The sequence below is a fragment of the Pseudomonas sp. Z18(2022) genome, assembly GCF_036346535.1.
Classification (GTDB): Bacteria; Pseudomonadota; Gammaproteobacteria; order Pseudomonadales; family Pseudomonadaceae; genus Aquipseudomonas; species Aquipseudomonas yamanorum_A.
On sequence record NZ_JAOTOA010000019.1, the window covers coordinates 25,969 to 51,264 of the forward strand.

Genomic DNA, 25,296 nt, shown 5'->3' on the forward strand with positions numbered 1-25,296 from the left:
ATTTTGACGCCAAGGAATAGTCATGATTGTTACACCTGCCCAGCGTCGCCTGCTTGTGGTTGATCCTTGTGATGACTGCCACCGGCTATTGCCGGGTTTGCGCACGGCGGGGTGGGACGTAGACAGCTGTGCCCTGGAGGCGGTGGGTGAGCGCTCCTGTGACGTGGGATTGTTGCGCCTGCAGCCGTTTCACCTGGAGCGACCCGAAGCGGTCAAGGAACTGATCAGCCGCAGCGGCACCGAGTGGATCGCCGTGCTTAACCACGAAGTGCTGCGCCTGCAGAACGTCGGCGATTTTGTCTGCGAATGGTTCTTCGATTTCCATACCTTGCCGTTTGATGTGTCGCGGGTGCAGGTCACCCTGGGCCGCGCCTTTGGTATGGCGCGCCTGCGGGGCAAAGGCAACAACGCGCCTGCCGGCCAGCCCGAACACGAACTGTTGGGCGACAGCCGCCCCATCCGGGAACTGCGCAAACTGCTGGCCAAACTGGCGCCCACCGAGTCCCCGGTGTTGATTCGTGGCGACAGCGGCACCGGCAAGGAGCTGGTCGCCCGCACCTTGCACCGCCAGTCCCAACGCCACGCCAAGCCCTTTGTGGCGATCAATTGCGGGGCGATCCCTGAGCATCTGATCCAGTCGGAACTGTTTGGCCATGAGAAGGGCGCCTTTACCGGTGCCCACCAGCGCAAGATCGGACGGATCGAGGCGGCCCATGGCGGCACCTTGTTTCTCGATGAGATCGGTGACTTGCCCATGGAGCTGCAAGCCAACCTGTTACGCTTTCTCCAGGAAAAACAGATTGAGCGGGTCGGGGGCAGCCAACCGATTCCGGTGGATGTGCGGGTACTGGCGGCCACCCACGTCGACCTGGAAGCCGCGGTTGAAAAGGGCACTTTTCGGGAAGACCTGTATTACCGGCTCAACGTCCTGCAAGTGGTGACTGCGCCGTTGCGCGAGCGCCATGGTGATGTGGCGATGCTGGCCAACCATTTTTCGCACTTCTACAGCCAGGAAACCGGGCGCCGCCCCCGCAGCTTCAGCGAAGATGCGTTGGTGGCCATGGGCGAGCACGGCTGGCCGGGCAACGTACGTGAATTGGCCAACCGCGTGCGCCGGGGCCTGGTGCTGGCGGAAGGGCGGCAGATCGAAGCCGTTGATCTGGGTTTGCAAAGCCAACAGGCAATCGCGCTGCCGATGGCTACACTGGAAGATTACAAACACCGCGCCGAACGTCAGGCGCTGTGCGATGTGCTCAACCGGCACAGCGACAACCTGAGTGTCGCGGCCCGTGTGCTGGGGGTTTCCCGGCCGACGTTCTACCGGTTGCTGCACAAACACCAGATCCGCTAGGGCGGGTAAACCGAAAAGCCCCGCAACGACCCTTATCGTTGCGGGGCTTTTCCCGTTGTCATGCCTTAAAAATAATACGGGAACTTCAGGCTGAAGCTGAACGAAGGCGCATCCGGCGTGATCCCGATGGCCAGGTTCGGCACGATGGTCAGGTTGTCGGTCGCCGCAATCGTCATGCCCACGTTGAAGTAACCCGCGTTGGCGTCGCTGGAAACCACCGACTGCCAGTCGCCGCCATCCGGCTTGAGCTTGCTCTTGCGTTGCACCAGGTCGGACACCGAGAACGACATACTCATCTTCTCGTTCAACGCAAATGCCACGCCGGCGCCGATCTGGAAGCTGTCGCCCAACCGCACTTTGCCCGGGATTTTCTGGTCGACCTGGGAGCTGATATCGCTGAACGAATCTTCGAAGTTATGGGTGTATGACAGCGAGCCAAACAGCACCGCAGGGTCAAACGTCTTGACCAGCGAGATGCCCGGTGTAATCGACCACACGCCATTGCCGGTGGGCAGGTTTTCCGGCACGTAGAGGTTGGTGTTGTTCGGCGACTGGATCAGCTTGATGCCAAACGGGTCTTCGCCGGTGGGCGCCTTGACCCGCACCGACACGACCGCATCCGGCAGGTTGACGCTCTCGTCGAGGAACTTGTAGGCAATCCCGAAGTTGATGTCCCCGATGGTCGGGTCGCGGGTGACCGATTGTTCCGAGGTCGCCGTGCCGCTGCCGCCGTTGGCGCCGCCGGATTGATAGGTCGACTCGCGGTACACCACGGGCACGTTCACGTCGAACTGCCAGCGGTTATCGAGGTTGTAGCGGCCAGTGAGGTCGAGGGTCCAGCTGTCCGACTTGATCCGGTCCAGGTTGATATTGCCGAGGAAGATCGAGTCCAAGGCCAAAAAGCCGTTGAGGGTCAACTGGCGGGCATCGTAACGGGAATAGGTGACGCCGGTTTCGAAGCTGAACTTGCCATTGCCAAAGAAGCCACTGGCCTCGTTGTACAGGTTGCTCACGCTTTGTGCCGGGGCCGAGTCGTCCTTGAGGGATTGCCCGTACGACGCACCACCGGCAGCGCCGCCGGAGGCTGCAGCTGCGCCCACTCCAGGCGTGTTGCCAGCCACGGTGGTGCCGCCTTTCTGGAAGTCTGCCGGGGATTTGGCCAGGCGTTTCGGTGGCGGGGCGGCCGGCTGTTCTTCCACCTGACGCACCCGTTGTTCCAGCACCGCCAGTGCTTTTTGCTGCACTTCGTAGCGTTGCTTGAGTTCCAGCAATTCCTTTTTCAATGTGTCGATGTCGGTGTCCGGCGCGGCATACAACATGGATGCGGGCAGGAGCGTGCTTAAACAAATTACAGCCCGTAGCGATAGCGATCGATGCATGAAATAAGCCGTCCCTTTCTATTGCACAAGTGTCGAGGCACAGCGTAGTTCAATAACCGTTAGTGCGTAGGGCCCTGAGCTGATTCAAGTTGAGGTTCTGCCCCAAATTGTTCAAACCGTTGTTGCCCAGCACTACATTGAGTTGGGTCATGTTGCTGACAAAGTTGCTGTTACCCTGCAAAACCGTGCCTTGCAGTACGTTGCCGCCGCCAATTTGCTGGACCACGTTGCCTTGATTGTTGGCCGCCAGGATCGCCATTTGCAGCCCGCCATTCTTCGCCGAAACGCTGACCTGGCCAGCACCGCTGTTGCCGGTAATGGTTTGGCCGGCGACCAGCGCCTGCCCGGATTGCACGATATTGGCGGGAGACAGGCCGTTCTGGCTGACATTGATGTCGACGTTGTTGTTCGCGGTATTGCCATCGCCCGCTGCGCGTACGCTTTGGGTGACGCCCTGGCCGGTGCCCAGCCCTGAGCCGCCGACGACCGTGCCGGTGCCGGTGTTGGGCGTTGAACCGTTGCCGGTGGTGCTGGTGGTGGTCACATAAAACTGCGGGGTGACGGTCGACGAATTGATGTGCATGCTGGCCGAGCCGGTGATGCTGTCGCCCACGGCGTTGGTCCAGGTGCTGCTCATCACAATCCCGAAACTGATGATCCGGCCCGGCATCACGTAGCGACCACGCAGGTCGGCCAGTTCCGAGTCCTTTATTTCAATCGGTTTGAACACCGATGACGCGTAAGCGGGCATTGAGGCTGCCAGGCACATGACCGTCAGCCAACGGTAAGTGTTCATCGTTTGCTCCTGGAGCTTCCTGCCCCTTATTGCGCTTCTAGAAGAAGTCGCTCTGGATAAAACCGAAGTCCATCAATTCACTGTCCCGGACCGGACTGAACTCATTGAGCCGGTCTTTCGCGGTCAACGGAGTGGGCGGGTCGAGCAGGGTGTTGGTCTTGTCGTAGCCCTCGCCCAATACGGCGAAGACGATGCCATTCCAGCCTTTGACGAAGTCGTCCTTGGCATAGCGCTTGTGGCCCAGTACCGGGTCGCCAATGTAGACCCAGTCCTTGTCGGCGCGCTGCATCACCACGAAGTGCTTGTAGCCGCGGATCTCCAGCAGTACCACCACCGGGATTTTCACCGTGAGCAGCGTGTCTGCATTGATCCGGTAGCCCCGTGCGCGCATGCCGATGCTTTCCAGGTACCGCTTCATGTCCAGCATGGAAAAGCCCTGGGTACGCACCAGGTCTTGATCGGCGTTGACCAGCATGCCCTTGATGACGTGGTCTTCATCCACATCCATCCAGTAGGCCTGGCGCAGGATGGTGGCCAGGGAGGCTGCACCGCAGCTGAAATCGGTTTTCTGTTCCACCAGGTTGGCGAACTTGCGTTCACGGATGCTCTCGACCTTTTTGTAGATCACGCCACCGCCGGGCATGGCAGCAATCGCCATTTGCCCCGCCCAGGTCGGGCCGGTGAGCAATAACAGGAAGGTGAGGGCGATGATCCGCATGATCGAATGGCCTGGAGGACACTGGAATAAAAAGGGGCCTTGTTGCCAAGGCCCCGTTGGATCAGAAGCGCACGCCAGAGGAGATCACAGTGGTGTTGCCTTGCTGATTGCCCACGCCAGCCGAAATGTTTGCGCCCAGGTTGCCGGACGAACCATTAAGGGAGTTATTTGCGCTGGCGTTGTTCACGACAGGCAGATAAGTGGTGCTGTGGTGACCGGATTGCACCGCCACGGTGTTCAGGTAGGCATTGTCTACGCTGGTTTGGGTGGTGTTGCTGGAAGCCGCTGCAGCAGCGCCGCTGGCACTGGCGATCGCCAGTTGGTTTTTCTGTTGGTTGAAGTTGCCGGCGGTAGCGTTCACACCCAGGTTACCGGAGCTGCCGTTACCCGAGTTGTTGAGCGACGCGTTGTTGTGGGTAGCCACTTGTACGGAGATGTTGTTGCGGTTGTCCTGGGTAATGGTGCCCAGGGCGAACACAGCGTCCGCATCGCCGGCGGCAATGGCGGTCTGGTTGTCTTGTTGGTTGCCGTCACCCGAGGCGATGTTGGCCTGGGCGTTGCCGCTGCTGCCATTCAACGAGTTGTTGGCCGAAGCGTTGTTTTGAGTGCCGAGGTTGAGCACGCCGTTGCCGTGGCTCGACTGAGCATCAGACACCGCTGCAACTGTCGCTTCAGGGGCAGGTTGAGGATGACCGCCACCGCCATGGCCGCCAGCGTTTGCAGCAACAGCCATGAGAGCAGTCAGAGCGAAAACCAGTGGTTTAAGAGCCATTGTAGGTTTCATGGTGTATCTCCTTGCTTCTAATTAGTTGGTTAAGTGTTGGTACGGTCCAGCTTCAAGCTCCAATGAGTCATTGGATGTTCACATTCAGGGCGTTAGCCATGCGGTTCCCCACCCCGGCACTCTGATTCACCTGTACCACTCCACGGCTGCCGGTGAAGGCCTGGTCGCTTGTGACGACCTGGCGGCTGCCAGTGGTAGAGGTGAACCCTGAGTTTGGTGACAGCGCCACGTTCTGTTGCGACATGACGCCGTCGTCGATGCTCTGCGGGCCAGCATTCACGCTGATCCGCACGGCATTGATCATCTGGTTATTGGCCCCGGCCGACTGGTTGATGCCCAGTACACCGCTGCCATTGCTGAAAGAGTTGCCCTGGATCGTCACCTTGGCGTTCTGCGAGCGGTCGGCAGGTGCGCCGCCGATGGTCTGAGTGATCGAGATCCCGGACTGGGCATTGCCGCCCGTTGAAATCACCCGGTTGTTGGTTTGCTGTTGTTGATCCCCGGCCGCTTGGTTGATCGAGACGATGCCGTTGTATTGTTTGCCGGAGTTGTCGATCACTGCGCTGTTGTCGGCCATGGCCGATGTACTGCTCAGGATCGCGAGGAATAACCAGGAATATTTCATCTCATTGGCCTCCCATCAGGCTGCCGATGTTGTTCAGGGGTGCCATGCCGCGGGAGATTGAGCCGTTGATCTGGCCGGAGAGGCTGGAGCCGCCACCATGGCCGGCCGCTGGGCCGCCACCGAGGCCCACGCCACCGCCGTTGTTGGTCAAGCCGGGAAGGTTGCCGCCAGGCAGGATGGCGCGAGTGATGCTGGAACCGCTGCTGATGTTGGCGTAGTCGTTATCGCTCAGCTCGCTGGTGGCCCGCAGAATCTGTGGCGCCGCGTTGGCATTGACGGTGACGGGGTTGGGGTCGACGCCGGCGGAGCGGCCGGCCATATGGCCCTGAACAGTGCGTTGGATCACGATCACGCCGTCGCCTGCCGCGAGCACTGGAAGGCTCACGCTGGTACTCAGTACACAGCTGATCAGCAGGAGGCTCAATGAGCCTGGATTAAGTGTCTTCACGACGGCATTCCTTATTCTTTGGCGCTGACCCTAAACAGCGTTGTCAGGAAGAGAGCAGGAGCTGTGCCGCTTTTGATTTTGTGAAGAGATTCAAAGCGTTATGAGTGCGAGATAAGAAATGCCGGCGGGATGTGTTCCAGAAGTGAGACACCAGGCCCGCGCCCAGCCAGCTCGGCAGGTGTCTCAGGGATGAAACACTGCGCGCCACAAACCCGGCAGTCCGCAGCCGGCTGTCAACTCAGCCGGGGCAAGTGTTTCAAAAGTGGACGGTTCCAGGCAGCGGGCACCCTTGAAAAAGGGCGCAGGCCTTCCCTGCGGGCTTAGCCTTTCGGGGTTTTACGCGGAATGGAGTTGAGTACGGGGTTGCCGTCCTGGTTCTGGGTCAGGTAGACCGGCAGGACCTTGGGCAGGGAGGGCACGAGGTTGGTCACTTCATTGATGTTGTAAATGCCACCGATGCGAATCGCACCAGTGCCGGCGTCGGCGAGCATCACCGGTTTGCTCAGGTAGCGATTGATCAGCGGCAGCGCATCGGCCAGGGCCAGGTTGTCGAGGATCAACTTGCCGTCACGCCAGGCCAGGGCCGTGTCGCCGGGGGCAATGGGTTGCAGTTGAGGACTGGCGTCGCCATGGGTATAGCTGGCCTGCATGCCGGGAGACATGCGCAGCCCGCTGTGGATATCGTCACTGGTGACCATTACCGAGCCTTCCAGCAGCATCACCCGCACATGGTCTTCATATTTCCAGACGTTGAACTGGGTACCGGTCACCCGAACCTGCCCGTCGCCGGCGCGCACTACAAACGGGTGTTGCGCGTCATGGCTGACCTTGAAAAACGCTTCGCCCTTTTTCAAGGTGACCCGGCGCTGGTCCTTGTAATTGCTGTAGACCAGCTCGGTGCCCAGATTCAGTTCCACCTGGCTGCCATCGTCGAGGGTGACCTGGCGCAGGGTATTTTCGGCTTCGTAATGCTTGTACGAACTGGGCAGCCAACCGGCTTCCCAGCCGGTGAAGGCTGCCAGTGGCAACGCCACCAGGCAGACCGCCGCCGCCACTGCGTAGTGGTTTAAACGGCGACGAGATTTCAATGGCGCCACGACAGGCGCCGGAGCGCTGCGTGGCAGGTGATCGGCCACGTCCCAGATTTCCAGCATGGCGGCGTATTCGAAGGCATGCAGTGGATGCGCATCGTGCCACTGCTCGAAAGCCTGGCGCTCGGCCGTCGTGCAGTCACCCGCATGCATGCGCATGCACCAGTGCGCAGCGGCATCGGTGATGGCGTCGTATTCGGCTTCTGAAAGGGACTTATCTGTCATTAACTCATCCTGATTTCCCACATTCTAACCTCCACAGCAGGAGTGGGAGAACAGCCATCATGGCTAATGAACATCAATTGGAACTAATTCTCGTCTGCAAGGCCCTAAAAATCAGGACAGGTCACATTCTTTCCCTCAATGGAGTACGAAAATGCTTAAGAAAACCTTAGCCGCCCTCGTTGCAACGTCAGCCTTGCTCAGCGCCGGGGCCGCCTTGGCCGACAAGCCGGGCGCGGGATGGATCACTATCGAAAAAGCCATCGAGACGGCCAAGACCAAGGCCGGTTATATCGAGATCTACAAGATCGAAGCCGACAACGATGGCTACTGGGAAGGGGAAGGGCGCAAGTCCGATGGCATCGTCTATGAGTTCCGCATCGACGGCGCTTCAGGCAACGTGTTGCGCGACCAGAAAGACTGATAGGCGCTGATTTGATTGAACCTGCGCAGACCCGGCCGGGCCTGCGCAGGCATGCTCTTCACGGCGTTTGATGCCCTATGGCCGGTATTGGGTCCAGTTGACGTCCCAGGGTGGTAATCAGCAGGGTCAATGAGTCGGCGTTATCCACCTGGGTATCGAATCGCCGGGTCAGGTTGGTTTTGAAAATCCCTCTCGCATCACTCAAGTCCACGCCACCGGTGGTCTGCAGAATCTGCTCCTTGATGTAATCGTTGTCGGGATCGGTTCCCAAGTCATCCCCAAACACACCCGTAGCATCCATTGATTTGAACAACTGCCTGAAGGGCGTACTCACCGAGTAGGCATTTTCCTGTATGTCTTTTATCCAGTCGCGAAGTTCGCGCCCATCCTGGGTCAGGACTTCGATCAGGTCGGAAAAAGGCAAGACCGTATTGAGGTACGCCGCGTCGACGGTGTTGCAGACAATGTGGGTCAACTCGTGGATCAGCGTGGTGGCGCGGGCGTGCATTTCCCTGTCGAAGTAGCCGGTCAACTGGCCCTCGAAGAGTGACATGGGCGTAGTGAAGAAATTCTCGGAGAGGTAGATGCAGCGATCCGGGTCATCGTCGATGGTAAAGGCCCAGTGCCGTTCGGGTTCTGCGATATGCGCGCCGGCAATGAACCGTTTGGAATTGAGTGAGTAGAGCGACGGGTCCAGCACCTCTTCGAGGATGGCATCGACGGTGGCCTGGAGCTTTTTAACCAGCGCTTGAGGGAATTCCCCCGGCCCGGTGTCGGGATCTGCCGGGATGCCAAAGAAGCGGTTGACGAAGCGATGGATGCGGGTGACCCGCGGGTATTGGGGGGCCAGCAACTGGAGATTCTGCTGGCAGTTGTGCAGGTAAAACGTCGCAAGGTCCAACGCGTCGACAATCGCCTGGGCCCTGCGCGGCGAAACGCGGCGAATAGCGTCCATGCCCCGCGCTTCGATGTTCATGACATCACGCGCCACGAGCCTGACGGCCCGTCGTTCGAGCGTTCGGCTGAATCCGGGGCCGTGCCGGCGTATCAGCGGGCGCGTATCCAGGTGCCATTTGCGCTCGGTGTCTCGGCGCATGTGAGGCCCTTTGGACTGCGCATTGAACAGCCGCCAGTCGCTGCCGCTCTTTTCGGCGTGATAGACCTTGCCCTCATAGGGAAGGTAATGACGGTTGGTTTTTGTGGTGAAAACTCCGGTGGTGGCACTCGGTGATTCCAGGCTTGGCTCGTGGGCCTCGTAGGCTTGCAGCCGGGTGCGTGCCTGGGCAGTCAGGTCGATATCCTGCCATGTGCGGCTTTTTTTCGTCATCTCTGAGGGTGGTTCAGCGTTGTTTGTAACCGCCGGCGTGTGCATCAGATCGCGCAACGTGGCCATTTGTCCGACGCCATCGATAAACGTCTGCAGTGCCAGGCGCCATTGGTGTTGCTGCAAGGCTTCGGCGGAAGCCTTGAACAGGCGGTAGCTTTGCCAGACCACTATCGGCAGCATCAGTTTGCCGGGCAACAACTCGAGTGCCTGCTGCAGGCCGCCGGTAAACAGCGCCTTGATGGTGTCCCAGCCGGACTGGCCGTCAGGCTGGTTCTGCTGTTCAAGCATGTGCGACATCAGGGCGATGTTGTCCCGGTACAGGTGTTTGAGCGCATGGCCCTGGATCGGCGTGGTAGCCAGGGAGAATTCGGACACACTGCCTGCTGTACTGGCCCAGAGGTTTTTGTAGGTGGCCTGTTCGGGGGTGGGCAGCAGGCCGATGACCCAGTCCTGCAACTGACCGGGGAGGTTGAGGCGATGCAGCAGGCTGGCCGGGTTTTCAAACTCCTGGAACGTCAACTGCGGGCAATACGGCGTGTACAGCACCAGTGGCTGTTTTTCGGTTGCGCTGATCACGTAGGCCCCAAGGGCCTTGATAGCGCGGGCGCCCACCGTAGCGATCAACTCCAGCGGGCGGATGATCGCGGTGGCGCCTTCGACGGCGGCGCGGGCGATGGCGTCGGGCATGTCGACGATCTGCTGAATCAGGCTCAAACCTGCGGGTGACAGGCGCTCTTGCAGCATCAACGCGTGGGCGTGCTGCAGCAGTTGCCAGGGCAACTGCCGGATAAACCGTTGCTCGCGAGCCGCGGCACCGGGTTTGCCCGGGGTGAGTTTCTCGGCCAGATAGGCCTGTTTGTCCTGCTTGAGTGTCAGGCGTGCCAATAGCTGGCGTATGACTGTGGGCGTCAGGCCGGTGACGGTGGAGTCGACGTCGAAGGTAGCGGCTTGCTGCGTGATGTGATTGAGGGCGTAATCCACCAGGTTCTGCGGTTGTCCGGCGAGGACTAGCCGGGGCTTGATGTAGACGTTTGTCGGGGACACGGCGTAGTCCATCAACAAGGTGCTGAGCTTGTCGTGTACATACTGGGACAGTGATGAAAAGTCGTGCAGGTAGTCGGTGTCATCCTTGAGGTTATGGCGGTATTGCTCAAGGATTTCCATATGGCGTTGCTGCTCCATGACCGGCGCCATGCCCAGCCAGGCGGGCAAGGACTGTTGCGCCATCAGGGTTTGAGCGATCTGTGCGGTGTGTCGCAGGCCGGTGACGGGCAAGGCCTGTTCCAGCACTGCGAAACGGTTCAACAGTGCGCTACCGGATAAGTTGAGCTTCAGGCAGTGGGCGCGTCGCGCGATGTAGTGGTCTATCCAGGACTGCTGGCGATGTTGCGCCACATCGCCGTTGATCAGCATGAAGCTGCCCAGGGCGTAGTGCAGGTGCGGCTTGCGTTGGCGCGGGTCGAGGTTGTCCAGGAGCGAGCCGCGCCGCTCGGGATCGGCGAGCCGGCGTTCAAGCTCTGCGCGCAATTGGGCGATGTTGGCGAAACTTTCCAGGCTTCGTGCCGGTGTCCACATCAGCGCCCTGCCGGAATGGGACGGGTCCAGGCCACCGCGTTCGGTGAGTATCAGGCAATGGGCCAGTGGCACCCGTTGCGCCTGGCCCGACGGCTCGACGGTCAGGGCATAGGCGTCCGGAACGAAACCATCCAGCCCCTGGCGCCGGCGCCGATCCGGGTATTGATGATCAAACACCGTGTTGACCAGTGCCTGGTCACGGGCGTCCAGGCTGTTGTTGAGACGCCGCAACCGGGCTTCTCCCTGGATGGCCACTGACATGGCATGGGCCATGGAAGCCTTGAGGTTTTCCAGATACACACGGGGCAGGCTGGCAATGTCGTGGCTGCGCAATTGAACCAGCGCCGCGTCCAGCATGGTGTTGGCCCGCGTAATGTCCAGGCGGGTGGTTTTTTTCGCCAGGCTCTTTTTCGCTGGGTGATACAAACCGTAGTCGGAGGTTTGGGGGATTGGTCCGAGGCCTCGGGTCAAGCGCCCGACGAGGTAACTGGACAGGCTTTGACTTTCCAGGGGCGGTGCCGCTTGTGTTGCACCTGCGGTACCGGCGTATCGGTTGACGTAGATCGCATCGGCGTCCAGGTCGCTCAGCAGGTGAAGGTTGAACTGCGCTGCCAGTACCTGACGGATGCTGCCCGCCAGGGTCGGTTGGGCGCGGACCTGCACGGCCAGTGACTCCTCGATGCTGTCCATCTGCTTTTGCAGCAGCGTGGCGCGCTCTGCGGTGAGCGATACCGGACGTGTGGGGTCGGCGAGCACCGAGTGCGCGGTCCAACGGCCCGCGGTATCCAGGCCCGGCAGTTGGCTGTCAATCATGTAGCGCACGTCCAGCGCATAATCCACCAGGGCCGAGGGCTCTATGGCGGCTCGCGTGCGCCGGTACAGGTCCAGGGCATAGCCGAGGTTCTGCTGTTGCTTGACGACGATCTCTTCGAACAACTGCTCAAACAGGTTGCCTTGCAGGCGCACGCCGGAAAACTGCGGCGCCTGGAAGCCGGCAAACAGCGCCCGCTCTTGCAGGGACATCAGGTTGTAGAGGCCTTCGTCATAACCCGGCGCCTTGGCCATCGACTGGAGGGCGTTCATCAAGTCATCGTAGTTTCCAAGTACTTGCAGGCCCAGGCCCGGGGTGTAGAAAAATGTCTGGGTGTTACCGATCATCAAGGTGCTGGCCAGTGAGACGGTGTTGGACGGGTGCTCCCAGATCTGCACCTTTTCGAAGCGCAGCGTATCGGCGACGTTTTCGGTTTGGTACAGCGCGGCCAGCGCCTGGTTTTGCGCGGCACTGATGATCGAGTTTTGGCGTTTGAGCAGCAGGTCCAGCCGTGCATTTGCCGCCATCGCGCGGGCGAAAAAGGCCCGACGGGAAAGACCCGGTGATAGCTCGCTGTTCCAGAACGCCTCCAGGGCGCTTTGCAGGAACGGTGTCAGTTGCCCGGCGGCCTGGCGGATCGCGGTTTCCCAGCGTTGCGCATCCTTGGGATCGGGTGTGCGCCTGGGATGGAGAAACTCCCGGGTTTGCCCGGGCGGCCACGCTTGCTCGCGGTAAAACAACAGTACGGCATCCGTGATCTGCAGGGAGTCAAGCCAGTGAGGTGTGCGGTTCTGCAGTGGTTGGCGGGCGAAAAAGCTGACACGCGCGGCGCTGGGGTCAAGTTCGGGGAACAGCGGGCGACAGACCATGGCCAGCAGTTGCGACAGCAAGCTATTCAGCACCGGTAGCTGTTTCAACTCAGTCAGCATCGCCTGGCGATTTTTGTCCTGATAACCGCTGAGGGTCACTTCCTGCTCTTCAAAAACCCCCTCAAGTATGGCTTCGGCGGTCAGTACTCGCGTGCTGTCTGGTACCTGCGCGTCCTGTGTTTGCAGGGGCAGGAAACACAGCAGCTGCGCCGCTTGATCCGGGACTTTCATACGCTCGCTCAATGCGGCCAATATTTGCGTGCGGTTATCGAACTTTTCCAGGCCACCGTAGGGCGTGTAGAGGAACGCGTGGGGGTAAGCAGTGGTCGAGCTCAAGATAAAGCTGCCCGCCAGCTCGACCGCGTCGGGGCGGTGTTTATCGAGCCAGATGCGCTGGGCAATCATTGGCGGCGATTGCTGGCGGCGCGCAGTGTCGGTGGCGAAAAACACCTTGCCGAGAAATTCATGGTCCTTGCGGTCGAGGCCCAGCTGCCGTTCACGATCCGAAACGTTCCAGCCATCACGCAGCGCTTCAGGGAAAAAATAGGGTAGGGGAGTCTGGCTCATGCTCCGGGTCCTTGGGCAAATTGAGGTGTTGACCCTACCCACCCGCAATCGCCCCAGGGCGCTAGATATGTCTGGCGTTCCCTGTCGACAGCCATGGGGCAAACCCTGTCTAATCGTCGGACCGATTCTTTGTACGCTGTTGCCCTTTCCAATAATTAAACGGGAGCTTCAGATGTCTGCATCGCCTTTGGATGTCGAGTCTTCATCAGAGCGACTCAGTTATGCCCAATTGACCGACCTGCTGCGCCAGGTCTTCGTGCGTCACGGCACATCGGCCGACGTGGCCCAGGTACTCGCCGAGAACTGCGCCAGTGCCGAGCGCGATGGTGCCCACAGCCACGGCGTGTTTCGCATTCCCGGTTATGTGTCGACCCTGGCCAGTGGCTGGGTCAATGGCAAGGCCGTACCGGTGGTCGAGGATGTGGCCAGCGGTTTCATTCGTGTCGATGCCGCCAATGGCTTCGCCCAGCCTGCACTGCAAGCCGCCCGCCCGTTGTTGGTGGAGAAGGCCCGCAGCGCCGGGATTGCCTTGCTGGCGATTCACAATTCCCATCACTTTGCGGCGCTCTGGCCGGATGTCGAGCCCTTCGCCGAAGAAGGCCTGGTGGCCTTGAGCGTGGTCAACAGCATGACCTGCGTGGTGCCCCACGGCGCCGACCGGCCACTGTTCGGCACCAACCCGATTGCCTTTGCCGCGCCTCGCGCCGATGGTTTGCCGATCGTATTTGACCTGGCTACCAGCGCCATCGCCCACGGTGACGTACAGATTGCCGCGCGCAAGGGCGAACGCCTGCCGCCGGGCATGGGCGTGGACGGCCTCGGCCAGCCCACCCAGGACCCCAAGGCGATCCTCGAAGGCGGTGCACTGCTGCCGTTTGGCGGGCACAAGGGCTCGGCCTTGTCGATGATGGTGGAGTTGCTGGCAGCGGCCCTCACAGGCGGCAATTTCTCCTTTGAGTTCAACTGGTCCGATCACCCGGGTGCCCGCACCCCGTGGACCGGCCAATTGCTGATCGTGATCGACCCGAGCAAAACCGCCGGGCAGAGCTTCGCCGAGCGCAGCCAGGAACTGGTGCGACAGATGCATGCGGCAGGTTTACGGCGTTTGCCGGGGGATCGACGCCATCGCACACGGGCGAAGGCCTTGGTCGACGGGATCGAGCTTGATAGCCAGGAATTGAAGCGGTTGCGGGTGCTGGCACAGCTATGAAGTGCGCTGCGCCCGGGGAGGGCGCAGGCATTTTGTCAGGTCAGTTGCGGCGGCCCAGCAACAGGCCGACCACCAGGCCAAACCCGGCGGAAATCGCCACGGTCTGCCACGGATGGCCACCGATGTAAGTCTCAGTGGCGTCCACCACCGGCTTGCTGCGCTCGCGCACGTTGGACACCGAGTCCAGCGCCTGCTTCAGCTTGATGGCGACCTGTTCACGCAGGGTTTCACCTTCTTCTCCCACCAGTGACGCGCTGCTTTTGAGCAGCTTGTCCGATTCTTCGATCAGTGCGGTCAGTTCACTGAAGGCTTGATCCTTGATTTGCTCTTCGACGGCTTGGGCGGCAGATTTGCGGGCCATTGGGTTAACTCCTTGCAGGTGGATGTGGCAATGAACAATGGAGTGTTTGACGCGGGCAAAAGTTGCAGCTTTTTTCCCCTGACGTCAGTTTGGGTTAAATCCAGACCCGGAAATTTCGACCTACAGTGTAAGATGTCACCTATTTGTGCAGCAGGTAATTCAACATGAGCTTCAATCTGGCCAACAAGCCCCTCGCCGAGCGCGCCGCGCTGGAAGATGAAAAGTCCCGTCTCTACGACCTGTGGCAAAGCAACCTGGGCAAGGCCAAGGGCGAGGCCGCCCGCCTGTTTGGCGAACGTGCCAAGCGCAAGGGCAAATGGGCCGAATGGGTACGCGCGGAACTCGACGGCATGTCGCCGCCGGAGTTTTCCAACATGGTGCGCAGTGAAGTCAATCGCCTGATGGCGGCGAAGTAAAACAAGCCTCTATCGCCTCACGCACCTTGAGTAGCAACGGATCGAGTTGCGCCTGGGTGCGCCAGCCCAGTTCTACCGGGTAACGCGGCAACGCCAGCGGGCAGGGCAGCACGTTCAGCCCGGTCATCCGGGCGATGGCCTGGGCAGCGTGACCGGGAATGGTCGCCACCGCCTCGCTGCCCTTGAGCAGAAACGGCAATGCCGCAAAATGCGTGGTTGAAGCCCCTATGTGCCGGCTCAGGCCCTGGGCGGCCAGGCCCTCGTCGGTAATCCCGATAAACCCGCCTGACGACACCAATACATGCTCACGCCTCACGAACTCGTCGAGGTCGATGGCCTGCTGCCCCGGCGCCAGGCTGGCGGGGTCCACCAGGCACGCATAATGCCCTTCCCCGAGTACCTGGCGGCTCAGCCGGCGCTCGGCAAAACCGCCGGCAGTGATCGCCAGGTCCAGGCTGCGGTCGAGCAGGGCACCAGCGACGATCTGGCTGTGGGTCTGGCGGAAAATCAGCCGCAGCTTCGGCGCGCGTCGGGCGATCTCATCGATCAGCTGGCGGCCGTAGGCAATCTCGAAATCATCCGACAACCCCAGCACCACCGAACGGCCCTGATAGTGGCTGCCCTGGGGGTCGACCATCGCCAGGCTTTGGCGGCAGCGATCCAGCGCCTCGCTGATCACCGGCTTCAACTGGTTGGCCCGCAAGGTCGGCGCCAGTCCCCGACCGGTGCGCACGAACAATTGATCGCCATACACATCGCGCAAGCGGCGCAGTGCGGCACTGATGGCCGACTGCGTGACCCCAAGGCGCAGGGCGGCGCGGCTGGCGCTGGACTCGTCGTGCAAGGCTTCGAAGGTTTTCAGCAGGTTCAGATCGACGTTAGCGATATTCATCAGGTTCATAGTGCGTGGCCGAATATGCCCCGAATGTATAACGCCCCTACACCAGCTGCAATTTTCTCTTGGCCACCCACAGCGCACTGATACTCAGCGCGGCTGCCGCAATCAGGTAAAAGCTCGGCGCCAGTTGCGAGCCGGTCAGCGCGATCAGCCCGGTTGCGATCACGGGGGCAAAGCCACCGAAAATGGTCACGGCCAGGTTGTAGCTCAGCGACATGCCGGTCACCCGGGTGCGCACAGGAAACACATCGGCCATGAGCGATGCCAGCGGTGCGAAATAGACCGCCTTGATCAACGCCATCATCGACACCACCAGCAACAACGAGGTTGCGCTGGCGACTTTGTTGAGCCAGACGAATGCCGGAAAAATCGCGACGATATAGATGGCCGAGGCCCAGAGCATGATTTTGATCCGGCTGACGTAACCGGTGATGAACCCCACCACCGGCGTGACCACGGTCAGGATGAGCCCACCTGACAGCGTGGCCAAAAAGCCTGTGGACTGGGGAATGTTCAAGGTGGTGGCGGCATAGGACGGCATGTACTTGATCATGAAGTTGGACGCCGTCGATACGATCAGCACGCCCATGGCCACCAGCAGCAAGGTCTTCTGCGAGAACAGCACTTCCCGCAACGGCCGCGAGCCGGGTTCGCTTTCCTTGAAGTCGGGCGACTCATCCACCGTGCGGCGGATGTACAGGCCCACCGGGGCGAGGATCAAGCCAAAGAAAAACGGCACGCGCCAACCCCAGTCGAACATCTGTTGATCATTCAGGTTGGTGGTCAAGAAATAGCCGAACAACGAGGCGATGACCACGCCAAAACCCTGGCTTGCAAACTGCAGGCTCGCGACAAAATTGCGGGTCTTTTGCGGTGCATGTTCCATCATGAAGGCGGTTGAACTGCCGAACTCACCGCCGGCCGAGAAGCCCTGGAGCAGACGGGCCAGCAGAATGCCAATCGGCGCGATAATCCCGATGGCGGCATAGCTGGGCATGACCGCGATCATCGCCGTGCCGATCAGCATCAGCATGATCGACAGCGTCAACGCTTTCTTGCGGCCCTCCCGGTCGGCATAGGAACCCAGCACGGCGGCGCCCAGCGGCCGGATCAGAAACGACAGCCCGAAGGTGGCGAAGGCGAGAAACAGCGAGACCGCCGGGTCTGCGGCCGGGAAAAATACCTTGCTGATGGTCAGCGCAAAATAGGCGTACACCGACAGGTCAAACCATTCAAGCGTGTTACCGATCAAGGCGGCGCCCACGGGTTTCCAAAGGGGCGTGGCCTTTGCGAGCGCGGGTGAAACGGTGGGGGACGATAACGCTGTCATGCTTGACGCTCCTGATTTTATAAGGGGGTGAGCGGCAGATAAAAAGGGTCGACCTGACCCCGACTTTTTATTGTTGTTGGGTTGGCGCGAGGTGACCCAGGTCCCAGAAAAGCGAGGTCATGATTTGCAGCCCCTCGAGGGCTACCGAGCCCAGCAGATGTTCATCCGGAGCATGTTGTGAACAGCCGGGGTAGGAGTGGGGTATCCACAGTGTGGGCAGGCCCAGCAGGTCCGCGAAAATGTCGTTGGGCAGGGTGCCCGCCAGGTTCGGTAACACGGCGACAGGCCGGTGGGTGGCGTCGGCAATCGACTGCTTGGCAAATCGCACCCATGGGTTGTCAGGGTCCAGCCGGCTGGCAGGTGTGCAACGGTCTATCACGATATTGACCTGTTCAAAGCCCTCGGCATCCAGGTGCTGGCGCAGCAGGCTTTCCAGGTGTTGCCAGTCGGTACCCACCACGAAGCGCAACTGGCAATGAGCGATGGCGCGGGGCGGAATGGCGTTGACGGGTTTGGACGGGTTACCGGCGGTAAACGCCAGGATCTCGAGGGTGTTCCAACCGAAAAGTCGCTCACCCAAGGTCAAGCCGGGCTCGCCCCACTGCATATCCAAAGGTCGGCCCAGGGAATGCTGATCGATACCCAGGTCGCGGATGGCTTCGCGCACCGACTCGGGTATGGCGCCCGGCACCAGCGTTCGGCAGCGAATACGCCCGTGCTTGTCCACCAGGCTGGCCAGTGCGTTGCTCAGTACCACGGCGGGGTTGGACATCACGCCGCCCCAGTTGCCGGAGTGCAGGCCCTTGTCCCGCGCCTTGACTTCAAGGGAAAACAACGCAGAACCCCTGGAGCCCAGGAATATCGTCGGGCGGCTGTCGTTCAGGCGCGGCCCGTCCGAGGCGATAAATACATCCGCTTGCAGCAGCTCCTTATGCATTGTGCAAACCTCGCGCAGCCCGGGAGAACCACATTCTTCGCCGGTTTCGAACAGCACTTTGACGTTAAAGCCCAAGCGCCCCTCGCGCTGCTGGATGACGTGTTCGAGGGCGGTCAGGTTGATGCTGTGCTGGCCCTTATTGTCGGCGGTGCCGCGTCCGTACCAGCGGTCGCCTTCCACGGTCAGCGCCCAGGGGCTGAGCCCCTCGCGCCATTGCTCGTCATAACCGAGTACCACATCGCCGTGGCCATACATCAATATCGTCGGCAGGTCGGCCCCTTCGTGGCGCGATGCGAACAGCAAAGGCCCGGCGTCGGAGGGGTTGTCGAGCATTTGGCACTCAAAGCCCATGCCTGCCAGCGCAGGCTGTATTTCCTGTTGCAGGTACCGCGTCAGTTCGTGGGCCTGGCCGGGGTTCTGGCTTTCACTTCGAATCGCGACCCGGCGGCGTAAGTCGGCTTCAAAATGGCCGTCGGCCAGGTACTGGCGAACATTCGCGAGCGCTTGTTGCTTGGACATGACAGTTCCGGTGCGGGCTGAGATTCAGTCCAATATAGAAGTCGCGTAGCGCACTGTATATTGCTGTTTTTTGACGTTTGACTTCTAATAAATAGATGCCTTGGTAAGGAATCAAACCGTGGACTATCGCTATTTCCTGGCCGTGATCGATTCAGGGTCCCTGGCCGCTGCCGGTGAGCGTTTGCATATCGCCCCCAGTGCCGTGAGTCGCCAGATTGCCCTGTTGGAAGAAAGTATTGGCGTGCCGTTGTTCGAACGACGGCCACGCGGCATGCAGCCCACGGCTGCCGGCAGCGCCTTGGCCGATCACGCACGACGTGCCTCGTTGGAGGAGCAAAGCCTGCTGTCGGAGCTGCGTGCGGGGGATTACCCGGGGGCGAAAGTGGTGCGGCTGGTATCCACCGAGGGGCTTTCCCGTTACTTCCTGCCTCAGGTCCTGATCCGGCATTACCAGCAAAATCCGGCCTTCCAGTATGTGCTGGAGGTGATGTCGCCTCACGAATGTGCCGAAAAAGTGCGGCGCGGCGATGCCGATGTGGGGGTGGTGTTCAGCACCGAGCCTGTCGAAGGTGTGGAGGTCCTGCATTCAAGCCGCTCGCCGATCCGGGCCGTGATGCGTGTGGGGCATCCACTGGCCACGCTCAAGCAGGTGCCGCTCCGGTCGCTGTCACCTTATCCGTTGGCGCTGACCCCAAAGGGTTCCACCCAGAGGCAGCTATTCGACCTCGTTTGCCAGATGGAAGGGCTGTCTTTCAATCATGTGATGACGTGCAACTATTCGGGCGCTATCCATGAATTCGTTCGCAACACAGACACCATTGCGTTTGGCGGCGCGATCAGCCATCGGGCGAACGGCAGCGACGACCTGATCTCCGTTGCGCTGTCGAACCCTCAATTTTCGGACCGCGCAATCCAGGTGCTGACGATGCCCAAACGCGCGTTACCGGCGGCGCTTGAGCTTTTTATCGAAACCCTGCTCGGCTCCCTGAAAGACGTTAACTGAGGGGATTTGATATTTATCTGGCTCATATCATTTAGCAGTGAAGTGGGCTTTATTCATGATTGCTGTCGGCCGGAGAATGGGTAACCCCCATTGATTCGGAGTGATCGTGATGCCTGTTTCTACCGTGGCTGCGCTGCAAATCGGTTCCTTGCCCGGTGGCAAGGCCGAGACCCTGGAACAGATCCTGTCTTACGAGGACGAAATCCTGCGCAGCGGTGCGCAATTGGTGGTGATGCCTGAAGCCTTGCTCGGCGGTTACCCAAAGGGTGAAGGGTTTGGCACCCAGTTGGGTTATCGCCTGCCTGAAGGCCGTGAGGCCTTTGCCCGTTATTTTGCCAACGCGATTGACGTGCCGGGTGCCGAGACCGAGGCGCTGGCCGGATTGTCGGCGCGTACCGGGGCGAGCCTGGTGCTGGGTGTGATCGAGCGCAGTGGCAGCACTCTGTATTGCACTGTGCTGTATTTCGCGCCGGTGGGCGGGTTGGTGGCCAAGCATCGCAAGTTGATGCCCACCGGCACGGAGCGGCTGATCTGGGGCAAGGGCGATGGCTCGACGTTGCCGGTGATTGATTCGGCGGTGGGGCGCATTGGCGGCGCTGTGTGCTGGGAGAACATGATGCCGTTGCTGCGCACGGCGATGTACGCCAAGGGCGTGGAAGTGTGGTGCGCGCCGACGGTGGATGAGCGCGAAATGTGGCAGGTGAGCATGCGGCATATCGCCCATGAGGGCCGGTGTTTTGTGGTCAGTGCGTGCCAGGTGCAGGCGTCGCCCGCGGCGTTGGGGGTGGAGATTGCCAACTGGCCGGCGGAACGGCCGTTGATTGCCGGTGGCAGTGTGATCGTCGGGCCCATGGGCGACGTTATCGCCGGGCCCTTGCTCGGTGGCGCGGGGTTGCTGGTGGCGCGGATTGATACTGATGATCTGGTTCGGGCGCGGTATGACTATGATGTGGTTGGGCATTATGCCCGGCCTGACATTTTTGAGTTGAGCGTGGATGAACGGGCTAAGCCGGGGGTGCGGTTTATTGCTGATTGAGTGCATATCCGTTGCTGCGGTGACGGCGGCTTAGGGTTGCGCTCTTACAGCGTGTCACTTTTGGCAAACGCCCGGAATGCCGGCCCAGCCAATCTGAAGCTGAATCAGAGCTGCTTTTCTGTGGGAGCTGGCTTGCCTGCGATGCAGACACCTCGGTGTATCAGGTACTCCCAGTTGATGCCATCGCAGGCAAGCCAGCTCCCACAGTTGACCGTGCCCGCTTTGGCTTTTGATTTTGCTCTACAACACTGACGCCCCCCGAATCCTCAGCCATTCCTCGCGGGTAATTTCCCAGATCTCCCGTGGGAAATTACCTTCGACAAATTGCCCCTCGTCGGTCCCGACCAACCGCATCCCCGTACGCTCGGAAATCCTGCGCGAGGCCAGGTTCGGCGCTGCCTTGGGCACGCGCATCAAAGGCCGCCCCAGCACCTCAAACCAATACTCGGTCACCGCCGCACTGGCCTCGGCCATCAACCCCTGGCCCTGCCATTGCGGCGCGAGCCAAAAGCCGCGGTTGTTGTCCACCTCATCCATCAGGCTGACATTACCGATCAACCCCCCGGGCGCGCTTTTCAGGCGGATCGACCAATGCCACTCCTCACCCCGCGCCATGGCCGGCAACGCGACATTCTCCAGATAGCTGCGTGCGCCATCCGCCGGGTACGGCCAGGGCACCAGGGCATTCAGATATCGCACCACTTCCCAGTGAGGAAATTGCTGCTGCACGCCCTCGGCATCTTCGAGGGTCAGCGGCCGCAGGATCAGGCGTTCGGTATACAGCGTAGGCAGGGCGTCCATGTCGTTACCAGGTGGCAGTGTTGGGGAAGTCCAGTGTCCCGCGATCCACAAAACGCATGGTGCCAAACAGGCCACCCGCCAGTTTCCCGCGCAACACGTAGGGCAGGTTATTCAAACTCTGGGTCTGGCTCAAGCCGAGGGTCTGGCGCAGCACGGAAAACGCCGAAACACTCACCGGCACCGTCAGCAACGTTTCGGAAAAACGAGGGATCGAACCACGCTGGTCACTCACCCCGGAAGCCAGGGGCCGGCCATTGACCTCCAGGTCCAGGGCCACGCCGTTGTAGTCGATCGCGGTTTCATTCGGGTTTTGCACCCGTATTTTCACCGCGAAACGTACCTCGAGGTCCTGGCTTTGCAGCGGCTCGATGCCCACCACGTTGATGTTCAGCGGGTCGCGGTTGGGGAACAGCGCGCAGGCGCTCAGGCTGAGTAGCAGCAGTGACAGGACCATGAGCTTGCGCATAAAACGGGTTCTCCTAGTGCGTGACGTCCGGGTCCTGCATCACCTTGAGGGTGGAGGCTTCCGGATCGAATTCATCTTCTTCCAACTCTATGAACTCCTCAGGCAGGAAGATGTTCAGCAAGATAGCGCAGAACGCCCCCACGGTGATCGGCGACTCGAAGATGTTGTGCAGCGCCTTGGGCAGCTCCCGCAGCACTTCCGGCACGGCGGCCACACCCAGGCCCATGCCCAGGGAGATCGCCACGATCAGCACATTGCGCCGGTGCAGGCCGGCCTCGGCGAGGATCTTGATCCCGGCCACCGCCACGGTGCCGAACATGATCAGCGTGGCGCCGCCCAGCACCGGCTTGGGCATCAGTTGCAACACCGCGCCGATCATCGGGAACAGGCCCAGCAGCACCAGCAGCCCGGCAATGAAGTACGCCACGTAACGGCTGGCCACGCCGGTCAACTGGATCACCCCGTTGTTCTGGGCGAAGGTCACCATGGGCAGGCTGTTGAAGGTGGCCGCCATCACCGAGTTGAGGCCGTCGGCCAGCAAGCCGGACTTGATGCGCTTGATATACAGCGGGCCCTTGACCGGCTGTTGGGAGATCATCGAGTTGGCGGTCAGGTCACCGGCCGCCTCCAGGGGCGAAATCAGGAAGATCACCGCCACCGGGATAAACGCCACCCAGTCGAACGAGAAACCGTACTTGAACGGCACCGGCACGCTGATCAACGGCAGTTGGGGCAGGGCGGCCAGGTCGACGCGGCCCATCCACCAGGCCACGACGAAGCCCAGGGTCAGGCCGATCACGATCGAACCCAGGCGCAGGAACGGGTTGTTGAAGCGGTTGAGCACCACGATAGTGAGCAGTACCAAAGCCGCCAGGCCCATGTTGCCGGCGGCGCCGAGGTCGCTGGCACCATATCCGCCAGCCATGTCGGTGACGGCCACCTTGATCAGCGACAACCCCATCAGGGTAATGATGGTGCCGGTGACCACCGGGGTGATCAGCTTGCGCAGCTTGCCGATGAACTGGCTGAGTACCACTTCGATAAACGCCGCGAAGAAGCAGATGCCGAAGATCGTCGACAGAATCTCATCGGTGCCGCCGCCCCGGGCCTTGACCATGAAGCCGGCGCTGAGGATCACGCTGATAAACGAAAAGCTGGTGCCTTGCAGACACAGCAACCCGGAACCCACCGGGCCGAACTTGCGAGCCTGCACAAAGGTGCCGAGCCCCGACACGAACAACGCCATGCTCACCAGATAGGGCACTTCGCTTTCCAGGCCCAGCACGCCACCGACGATCAGCGTCGGGGTGATGATGCCGACAAAGCTGGCCAGCACATGCTGCAGGGCGGCAAAGATCGCGGCGCTGAAGTGCGGACGGTCGTCGAGGCCGTAGATCAGGTCGGATTTATAACGGGGGCGAGGGGTTTGAGCGTCAGACAAAATACGGGCCCGGTTAGGAAAAAGGAGGCGCAGGATGCCAGAAAGTGCCAGTTGTCAGAAGTGTGAAAATATATTTCTAAAGACCCTCGATTAAATCCCCATGCCTGCCGATATCTCCTATAGGCCCACATACCTATTACAACAGTGGTGCCAATCGGTCAGAACCGCGCGTTGACGCACACTGGCCGTGTCGCGGCAGGGATGCTCGCAGCCACTACTTCTGAGAGCGCCCCCTATGTCCCTCCGCCAGTTGAATATCGCCCCTCGGGCTTTCCTTGGTTTTGCCTTCATTGCGTTACTCGTCATTGTGCTTGGGGTGTTTGCGGCCAATCGCATGACCCTGATCCGTCAGGCGTCGGTGGACATGGGCGCGAACCAACTGCCCAGCGTCGGCTATCTGGCCACCATGACCGAGAACGTCCTGCGCCTGCGGATATTGTCGTTTCGCGTCCTGGTGAACCGTGAGCCGGCAGCGCTGGAGGAGGCACAGACCCGAATGGGGGTGCTGGAAGGCAAGGTCAAGACTGCCCAGGCTGCCTATGCCGCCATGCCCGCCGGGGATGAAGAGGCTGCGCTGTACAAGACGTTCGCCCTCACGCTCGATAATTACCTCAAGGCTCAGGCTGAGATGGTGAGTTTTTCGCAGCAGAACAAAGTTGAAGAGATGCGCGCGCTGATCAACAGCCGCATCAAGGACGGTACCGACCAAATGGGCGAGCAGCTGAATAAGTTGATCGCCATCAACGCTGCCGATGCCAAGCAGGCCGGTGACGAGGCCGGGAAAAGTTATCAGGACGCCATCACCGGGATCATCGTCGTCTCGGTCGTTGCGGCGTTGATGACCGTGTTGCTGGCATGGCTGCTGACCCGCAGCATCGTGACCCCTTTGCGCAAAGCCCTGGAAGTCGCCGAAACCATCGCTGGCGGCAACCTGAGCAAAGTGATCGAGGACGACGGCAAAGACGAGCCGGCCCGCCTGATCGGCGCCTTGGCCGCTATGCAAAACAACCTGCGCCAGACCATCCAGCACATCGCTGGCTCGGCCACGCAGTTGGCCTCGGCCGCCGAAGAACTCAGCGCCGTTACCGAAGAAGCCTCCAAAGGCTTGCAACAACAGAACAACGAAATCGACCAGGCCGCCACCGCGGTGAACGAGATGACCGCCGCCGTGGAAGAAGTGGCGCGCAATGCGGTGTCCACCTCCGAGGCGTCCAGCCAGTCCAACCAGGCTGCGCGGGAAGGGCGCGACCGTGTGGTGGAAACCGTGGGCGCGATCCAGACCATGACCCAGGACGTGCAAAACACCTCGGTGCTGATCGAAGGCCTGGCCACTCAGGGTCGTGACATTGGCAAGGTGCTGGACGTGATTCGCGCGATTGCCGAGCAGACCAACCTGCTGGCCCTCAACGCGGCCATCGAAGCGGCGCGTGCGGGTGAAGCCGGTCGCGGTTTTGCGGTGGTGGCCGATGAGGTGCGGGCCTTGGCCCATCGCACCGCGCAGTCGACCCAGGAAATCGAAAAAATGGTCGCCGGCATCCAGAGCGGCACCGGTGAAGCCGTGCAGTCCATGCAGCAGAGCAACCAGCGCACCCAAAGCACCCTGGAAATCGCCCGGGCCGCCGGTGTGGCGCTGGAGCAGATCACCCAGTCCATCAGCCTGATCAACGAGCGCAACCTGGTGATCGCCAGCGCCTCTGAGGAGCAGGCCCAGGTGTCCCGCGAGGTGGATCGCAACCTGGTGAACATCCGCGACCTGGCCACCCAGTCGGCAGCGGGTGCCAACCAGACCTCAGCCGCCAGTCACGAACTGTCGCGCCTGGCGGTGGATTTGAACGCGATGGTGGCTAGGTTCGTCATCTGACAGGCACTACACCCCAAATGTGGGAGCTGG

General features: G+C 60.8%; 22 protein-coding genes. 7 read left to right on the forward strand and 15 right to left on the reverse strand.

Annotated features, from left to right (window positions below; genetic code table 11):
- The first annotated feature begins 22 nt into the window (after positions 1 to 22).
- Complete coding sequence (locus V3W39_RS26615; protein WP_259198334.1) at positions 23 to 1,351, forward strand: sigma-54 dependent transcriptional regulator; 1,329 nt, start codon at positions 23 to 25, stop codon at positions 1,349 to 1,351.
- Between the two features lie 65 nt (positions 1,352 to 1,416).
- Here the strand turns inward: V3W39_RS26615 and V3W39_RS26620 are convergent, their stop codons facing one another.
- From V3W39_RS26620 to V3W39_RS26650, 7 genes are all read right to left on the reverse strand, one after another.
- Positions 1,417 to 2,730: a hypothetical protein gene (locus V3W39_RS26620; protein WP_294733985.1), complete on the reverse strand. Its 1,314-nt coding sequence runs from the start codon at positions 2,728 to 2,730 to the stop codon at positions 1,417 to 1,419.
- A 49-nt stretch (positions 2,731 to 2,779) separates the two neighbouring features.
- On the reverse strand, positions 2,780 to 3,526 hold the full coding sequence (locus V3W39_RS26625; RefSeq protein ID WP_177079596.1) for a hypothetical protein: 747 nt from the start codon (positions 3,524 to 3,526) through the stop codon (positions 2,780 to 2,782).
- A gap of 37 nt (positions 3,527 to 3,563) precedes the next feature.
- Positions 3,564 to 4,244: a C39 family peptidase gene (locus V3W39_RS26630; RefSeq protein ID WP_177047744.1), complete on the reverse strand. Its 681-nt coding sequence runs from the start codon at positions 4,242 to 4,244 to the stop codon at positions 3,564 to 3,566.
- A gap of 61 nt (positions 4,245 to 4,305) precedes the next feature.
- Positions 4,306 to 5,016, reverse strand: coding sequence for a hypothetical protein (locus tag V3W39_RS26635; RefSeq protein WP_177047836.1), 711 nt, complete (start codon positions 5,014 to 5,016; stop codon positions 4,306 to 4,308).
- 79 nt (positions 5,017 to 5,095) lie between these two features.
- Positions 5,096 to 5,653, reverse strand: a complete 558-nt coding sequence (locus V3W39_RS26640) for an adhesin (RefSeq protein WP_177115903.1) — start codon at positions 5,651 to 5,653, stop codon at positions 5,096 to 5,098.
- A gap of 1 nt (position 5,654) precedes the next feature.
- Positions 5,655 to 6,101 (reverse strand): hypothetical protein, encoded by a 447-nt coding sequence (locus V3W39_RS26645; protein ID WP_177047747.1) that lies wholly within the window; start codon positions 6,099 to 6,101, stop codon positions 5,655 to 5,657.
- 320 nt (positions 6,102 to 6,421) lie between these two features.
- Positions 6,422 to 7,417, reverse strand: a complete 996-nt coding sequence (locus tag V3W39_RS26650; RefSeq protein ID WP_330213677.1) for a FecR family protein — start codon at positions 7,415 to 7,417, stop codon at positions 6,422 to 6,424.
- Positions 7,418 to 7,568: 151 nt separating this feature from the next.
- Here V3W39_RS26650 and V3W39_RS26655 point away from each other — a divergent pair, with 151 nt between their 5' ends.
- Positions 7,569 to 7,838 carry a PepSY domain-containing protein gene (locus V3W39_RS26655; RefSeq protein ID WP_010172920.1) on the forward strand — a complete coding sequence of 90 codons (270 nt, stop codon included), beginning with the start codon at positions 7,569 to 7,571 and terminating at the stop codon, positions 7,836 to 7,838.
- A 58-nt stretch (positions 7,839 to 7,896) separates the two neighbouring features.
- Here the strand turns inward: V3W39_RS26655 and V3W39_RS26660 are convergent, their stop codons facing one another.
- Complete coding sequence (locus V3W39_RS26660) at positions 7,897 to 12,987, reverse strand: hypothetical protein (RefSeq protein WP_330213678.1); 5,091 nt, start codon at positions 12,985 to 12,987, stop codon at positions 7,897 to 7,899.
- 172 nt (positions 12,988 to 13,159) lie between these two features.
- Here V3W39_RS26660 and V3W39_RS26665 point away from each other — a divergent pair, with 172 nt between their 5' ends.
- Positions 13,160 to 14,197, forward strand: a complete 1,038-nt coding sequence (locus V3W39_RS26665; protein WP_177079601.1) for an Ldh family oxidoreductase — start codon at positions 13,160 to 13,162, stop codon at positions 14,195 to 14,197.
- Between the two features lie 40 nt (positions 14,198 to 14,237).
- Here the strand turns inward: V3W39_RS26665 and V3W39_RS26670 are convergent, their stop codons facing one another.
- Positions 14,238 to 14,558 (reverse strand): DUF883 family protein, encoded by a 321-nt coding sequence (locus tag V3W39_RS26670; protein ID WP_010172915.1) that lies wholly within the window; start codon positions 14,556 to 14,558, stop codon positions 14,238 to 14,240.
- A gap of 164 nt (positions 14,559 to 14,722) precedes the next feature.
- Here V3W39_RS26670 and V3W39_RS26675 point away from each other — a divergent pair, with 164 nt between their 5' ends.
- Positions 14,723 to 14,974: a hypothetical protein gene (locus V3W39_RS26675; RefSeq protein WP_003217960.1), complete on the forward strand. Its 252-nt coding sequence runs from the start codon at positions 14,723 to 14,725 to the stop codon at positions 14,972 to 14,974.
- Here the strand turns inward: V3W39_RS26675 and V3W39_RS26680 are convergent.
- From V3W39_RS26680 to V3W39_RS26690, 3 genes are all read right to left on the reverse strand, one after another.
- Complete coding sequence (locus V3W39_RS26680; protein ID WP_259198354.1) at positions 14,949 to 15,866, reverse strand: LysR family transcriptional regulator; 918 nt, start codon at positions 15,864 to 15,866, stop codon at positions 14,949 to 14,951. The two genes, V3W39_RS26675 and V3W39_RS26680, sit on opposite strands and share 26 nt — an antisense overlap.
- A gap of 46 nt (positions 15,867 to 15,912) precedes the next feature.
- Positions 15,913 to 17,202: an MFS transporter gene (locus V3W39_RS26685; RefSeq protein WP_294734002.1), complete on the reverse strand. Its 1,290-nt coding sequence runs from the start codon at positions 17,200 to 17,202 to the stop codon at positions 15,913 to 15,915.
- A 67-nt stretch (positions 17,203 to 17,269) separates the two neighbouring features.
- Positions 17,270 to 18,658 carry a M20 family metallopeptidase gene (locus V3W39_RS26690; RefSeq protein ID WP_330213679.1) on the reverse strand — a complete coding sequence of 463 codons (1,389 nt, stop codon included), beginning with the start codon at positions 18,656 to 18,658 and terminating at the stop codon, positions 17,270 to 17,272.
- Positions 18,659 to 18,776: 118 nt separating this feature from the next.
- Here V3W39_RS26690 and V3W39_RS26695 point away from each other — a divergent pair, with 118 nt between their 5' ends.
- Positions 18,777 to 19,661: a LysR family transcriptional regulator gene (locus tag V3W39_RS26695; RefSeq protein WP_177079605.1), complete on the forward strand. Its 885-nt coding sequence runs from the start codon at positions 18,777 to 18,779 to the stop codon at positions 19,659 to 19,661.
- 109 nt (positions 19,662 to 19,770) lie between these two features.
- Positions 19,771 to 20,697 (forward strand): carbon-nitrogen hydrolase family protein, encoded by a 927-nt coding sequence (locus tag V3W39_RS26700; RefSeq protein ID WP_330213680.1) that lies wholly within the window; start codon positions 19,771 to 19,773, stop codon positions 20,695 to 20,697.
- A 240-nt stretch (positions 20,698 to 20,937) separates the two neighbouring features.
- On the opposite strand, the gene V3W39_RS26705 is transcribed toward V3W39_RS26700, so the two are convergent.
- From V3W39_RS26705 to V3W39_RS26715, 3 genes are read right to left on the reverse strand one after another with little or no spacing between them, the layout of a single operon-like run.
- Positions 20,938 to 21,498, reverse strand: coding sequence for a GNAT family N-acetyltransferase (locus tag V3W39_RS26705; RefSeq protein WP_177047765.1), 561 nt, complete (start codon positions 21,496 to 21,498; stop codon positions 20,938 to 20,940).
- Positions 21,499 to 21,502: 4 nt separating this feature from the next.
- Positions 21,503 to 21,964: an LEA type 2 family protein gene (locus V3W39_RS26710; protein ID WP_177079608.1), complete on the reverse strand. Its 462-nt coding sequence runs from the start codon at positions 21,962 to 21,964 to the stop codon at positions 21,503 to 21,505.
- 13 nt (positions 21,965 to 21,977) lie between these two features.
- On the reverse strand, positions 21,978 to 23,405 hold the full coding sequence (locus V3W39_RS26715) for a nucleobase:cation symporter-2 family protein (RefSeq protein WP_177115896.1): 1,428 nt from the start codon (positions 23,403 to 23,405) through the stop codon (positions 21,978 to 21,980).
- 235 nt (positions 23,406 to 23,640) lie between these two features.
- Here V3W39_RS26715 and V3W39_RS26720 point away from each other — a divergent pair, with 235 nt between their 5' ends.
- Complete coding sequence (locus tag V3W39_RS26720) at positions 23,641 to 25,266, forward strand: methyl-accepting chemotaxis protein (protein ID WP_177115895.1); 1,626 nt, start codon at positions 23,641 to 23,643, stop codon at positions 25,264 to 25,266.
- Positions 25,267 to 25,296: the final 30 nt, after the last annotated feature.

Coding starts and splice junctions, on each gene's coding strand:
- V3W39_RS26615 (WP_259198334.1), top strand. CDS start 23: ATGATTGTTACACCTGCCCAGCGTCGCCTGCTTGTGGTTGATCCTTGT.
- V3W39_RS26620 (WP_294733985.1), bottom strand. CDS start 2,730: ATGCATCGATCGCTATCGCTACGGGCTGTAATTTGTTTAAGCACGCTC.
- V3W39_RS26625 (WP_177079596.1), bottom strand. CDS start 3,526: ATGAACACTTACCGTTGGCTGACGGTCATGTGCCTGGCAGCCTCAATG.
- V3W39_RS26630 (WP_177047744.1), bottom strand. CDS start 4,244: ATGCGGATCATCGCCCTCACCTTCCTGTTATTGCTCACCGGCCCGACC.
- V3W39_RS26635 (WP_177047836.1), bottom strand. CDS start 5,016: ATGGCTCTTAAACCACTGGTTTTCGCTCTGACTGCTCTCATGGCTGTT.
- V3W39_RS26640 (WP_177115903.1), bottom strand. CDS start 5,653: ATGAAATATTCCTGGTTATTCCTCGCGATCCTGAGCAGTACATCGGCC.
- V3W39_RS26650 (WP_330213677.1), bottom strand. CDS start 7,417: ATGACAGATAAGTCCCTTTCAGAAGCCGAATACGACGCCATCACCGAT.
- V3W39_RS26655 (WP_010172920.1), top strand. CDS start 7,569: ATGCTTAAGAAAACCTTAGCCGCCCTCGTTGCAACGTCAGCCTTGCTC.
- V3W39_RS26660 (WP_330213678.1), bottom strand. CDS start 12,987: ATGAGCCAGACTCCCCTACCCTATTTTTTCCCTGAAGCGCTGCGTGAT.
- V3W39_RS26665 (WP_177079601.1), top strand. CDS start 13,160: ATGTCTGCATCGCCTTTGGATGTCGAGTCTTCATCAGAGCGACTCAGT.
- V3W39_RS26670 (WP_010172915.1), bottom strand. CDS start 14,558: ATGGCCCGCAAATCTGCCGCCCAAGCCGTCGAAGAGCAAATCAAGGAT.
- V3W39_RS26675 (WP_003217960.1), top strand. CDS start 14,723: ATGAGCTTCAATCTGGCCAACAAGCCCCTCGCCGAGCGCGCCGCGCTG.
- V3W39_RS26680 (WP_259198354.1), bottom strand. CDS start 15,866: ATGAATATCGCTAACGTCGATCTGAACCTGCTGAAAACCTTCGAAGCC.
- V3W39_RS26685 (WP_294734002.1), bottom strand. CDS start 17,202: ATGACAGCGTTATCGTCCCCCACCGTTTCACCCGCGCTCGCAAAGGCC.
- V3W39_RS26690 (WP_330213679.1), bottom strand. CDS start 18,658: ATGTCCAAGCAACAAGCGCTCGCGAATGTTCGCCAGTACCTGGCCGAC.
- V3W39_RS26700 (WP_330213680.1), top strand. CDS start 19,771: ATGCCTGTTTCTACCGTGGCTGCGCTGCAAATCGGTTCCTTGCCCGGT.
- V3W39_RS26705 (WP_177047765.1), bottom strand. CDS start 21,498: ATGGACGCCCTGCCTACGCTGTATACCGAACGCCTGATCCTGCGGCCG.
- V3W39_RS26710 (WP_177079608.1), bottom strand. CDS start 21,964: ATGCGCAAGCTCATGGTCCTGTCACTGCTGCTACTCAGCCTGAGCGCC.
- V3W39_RS26720 (WP_177115895.1), top strand. CDS start 23,641: ATGTCCCTCCGCCAGTTGAATATCGCCCCTCGGGCTTTCCTTGGTTTT.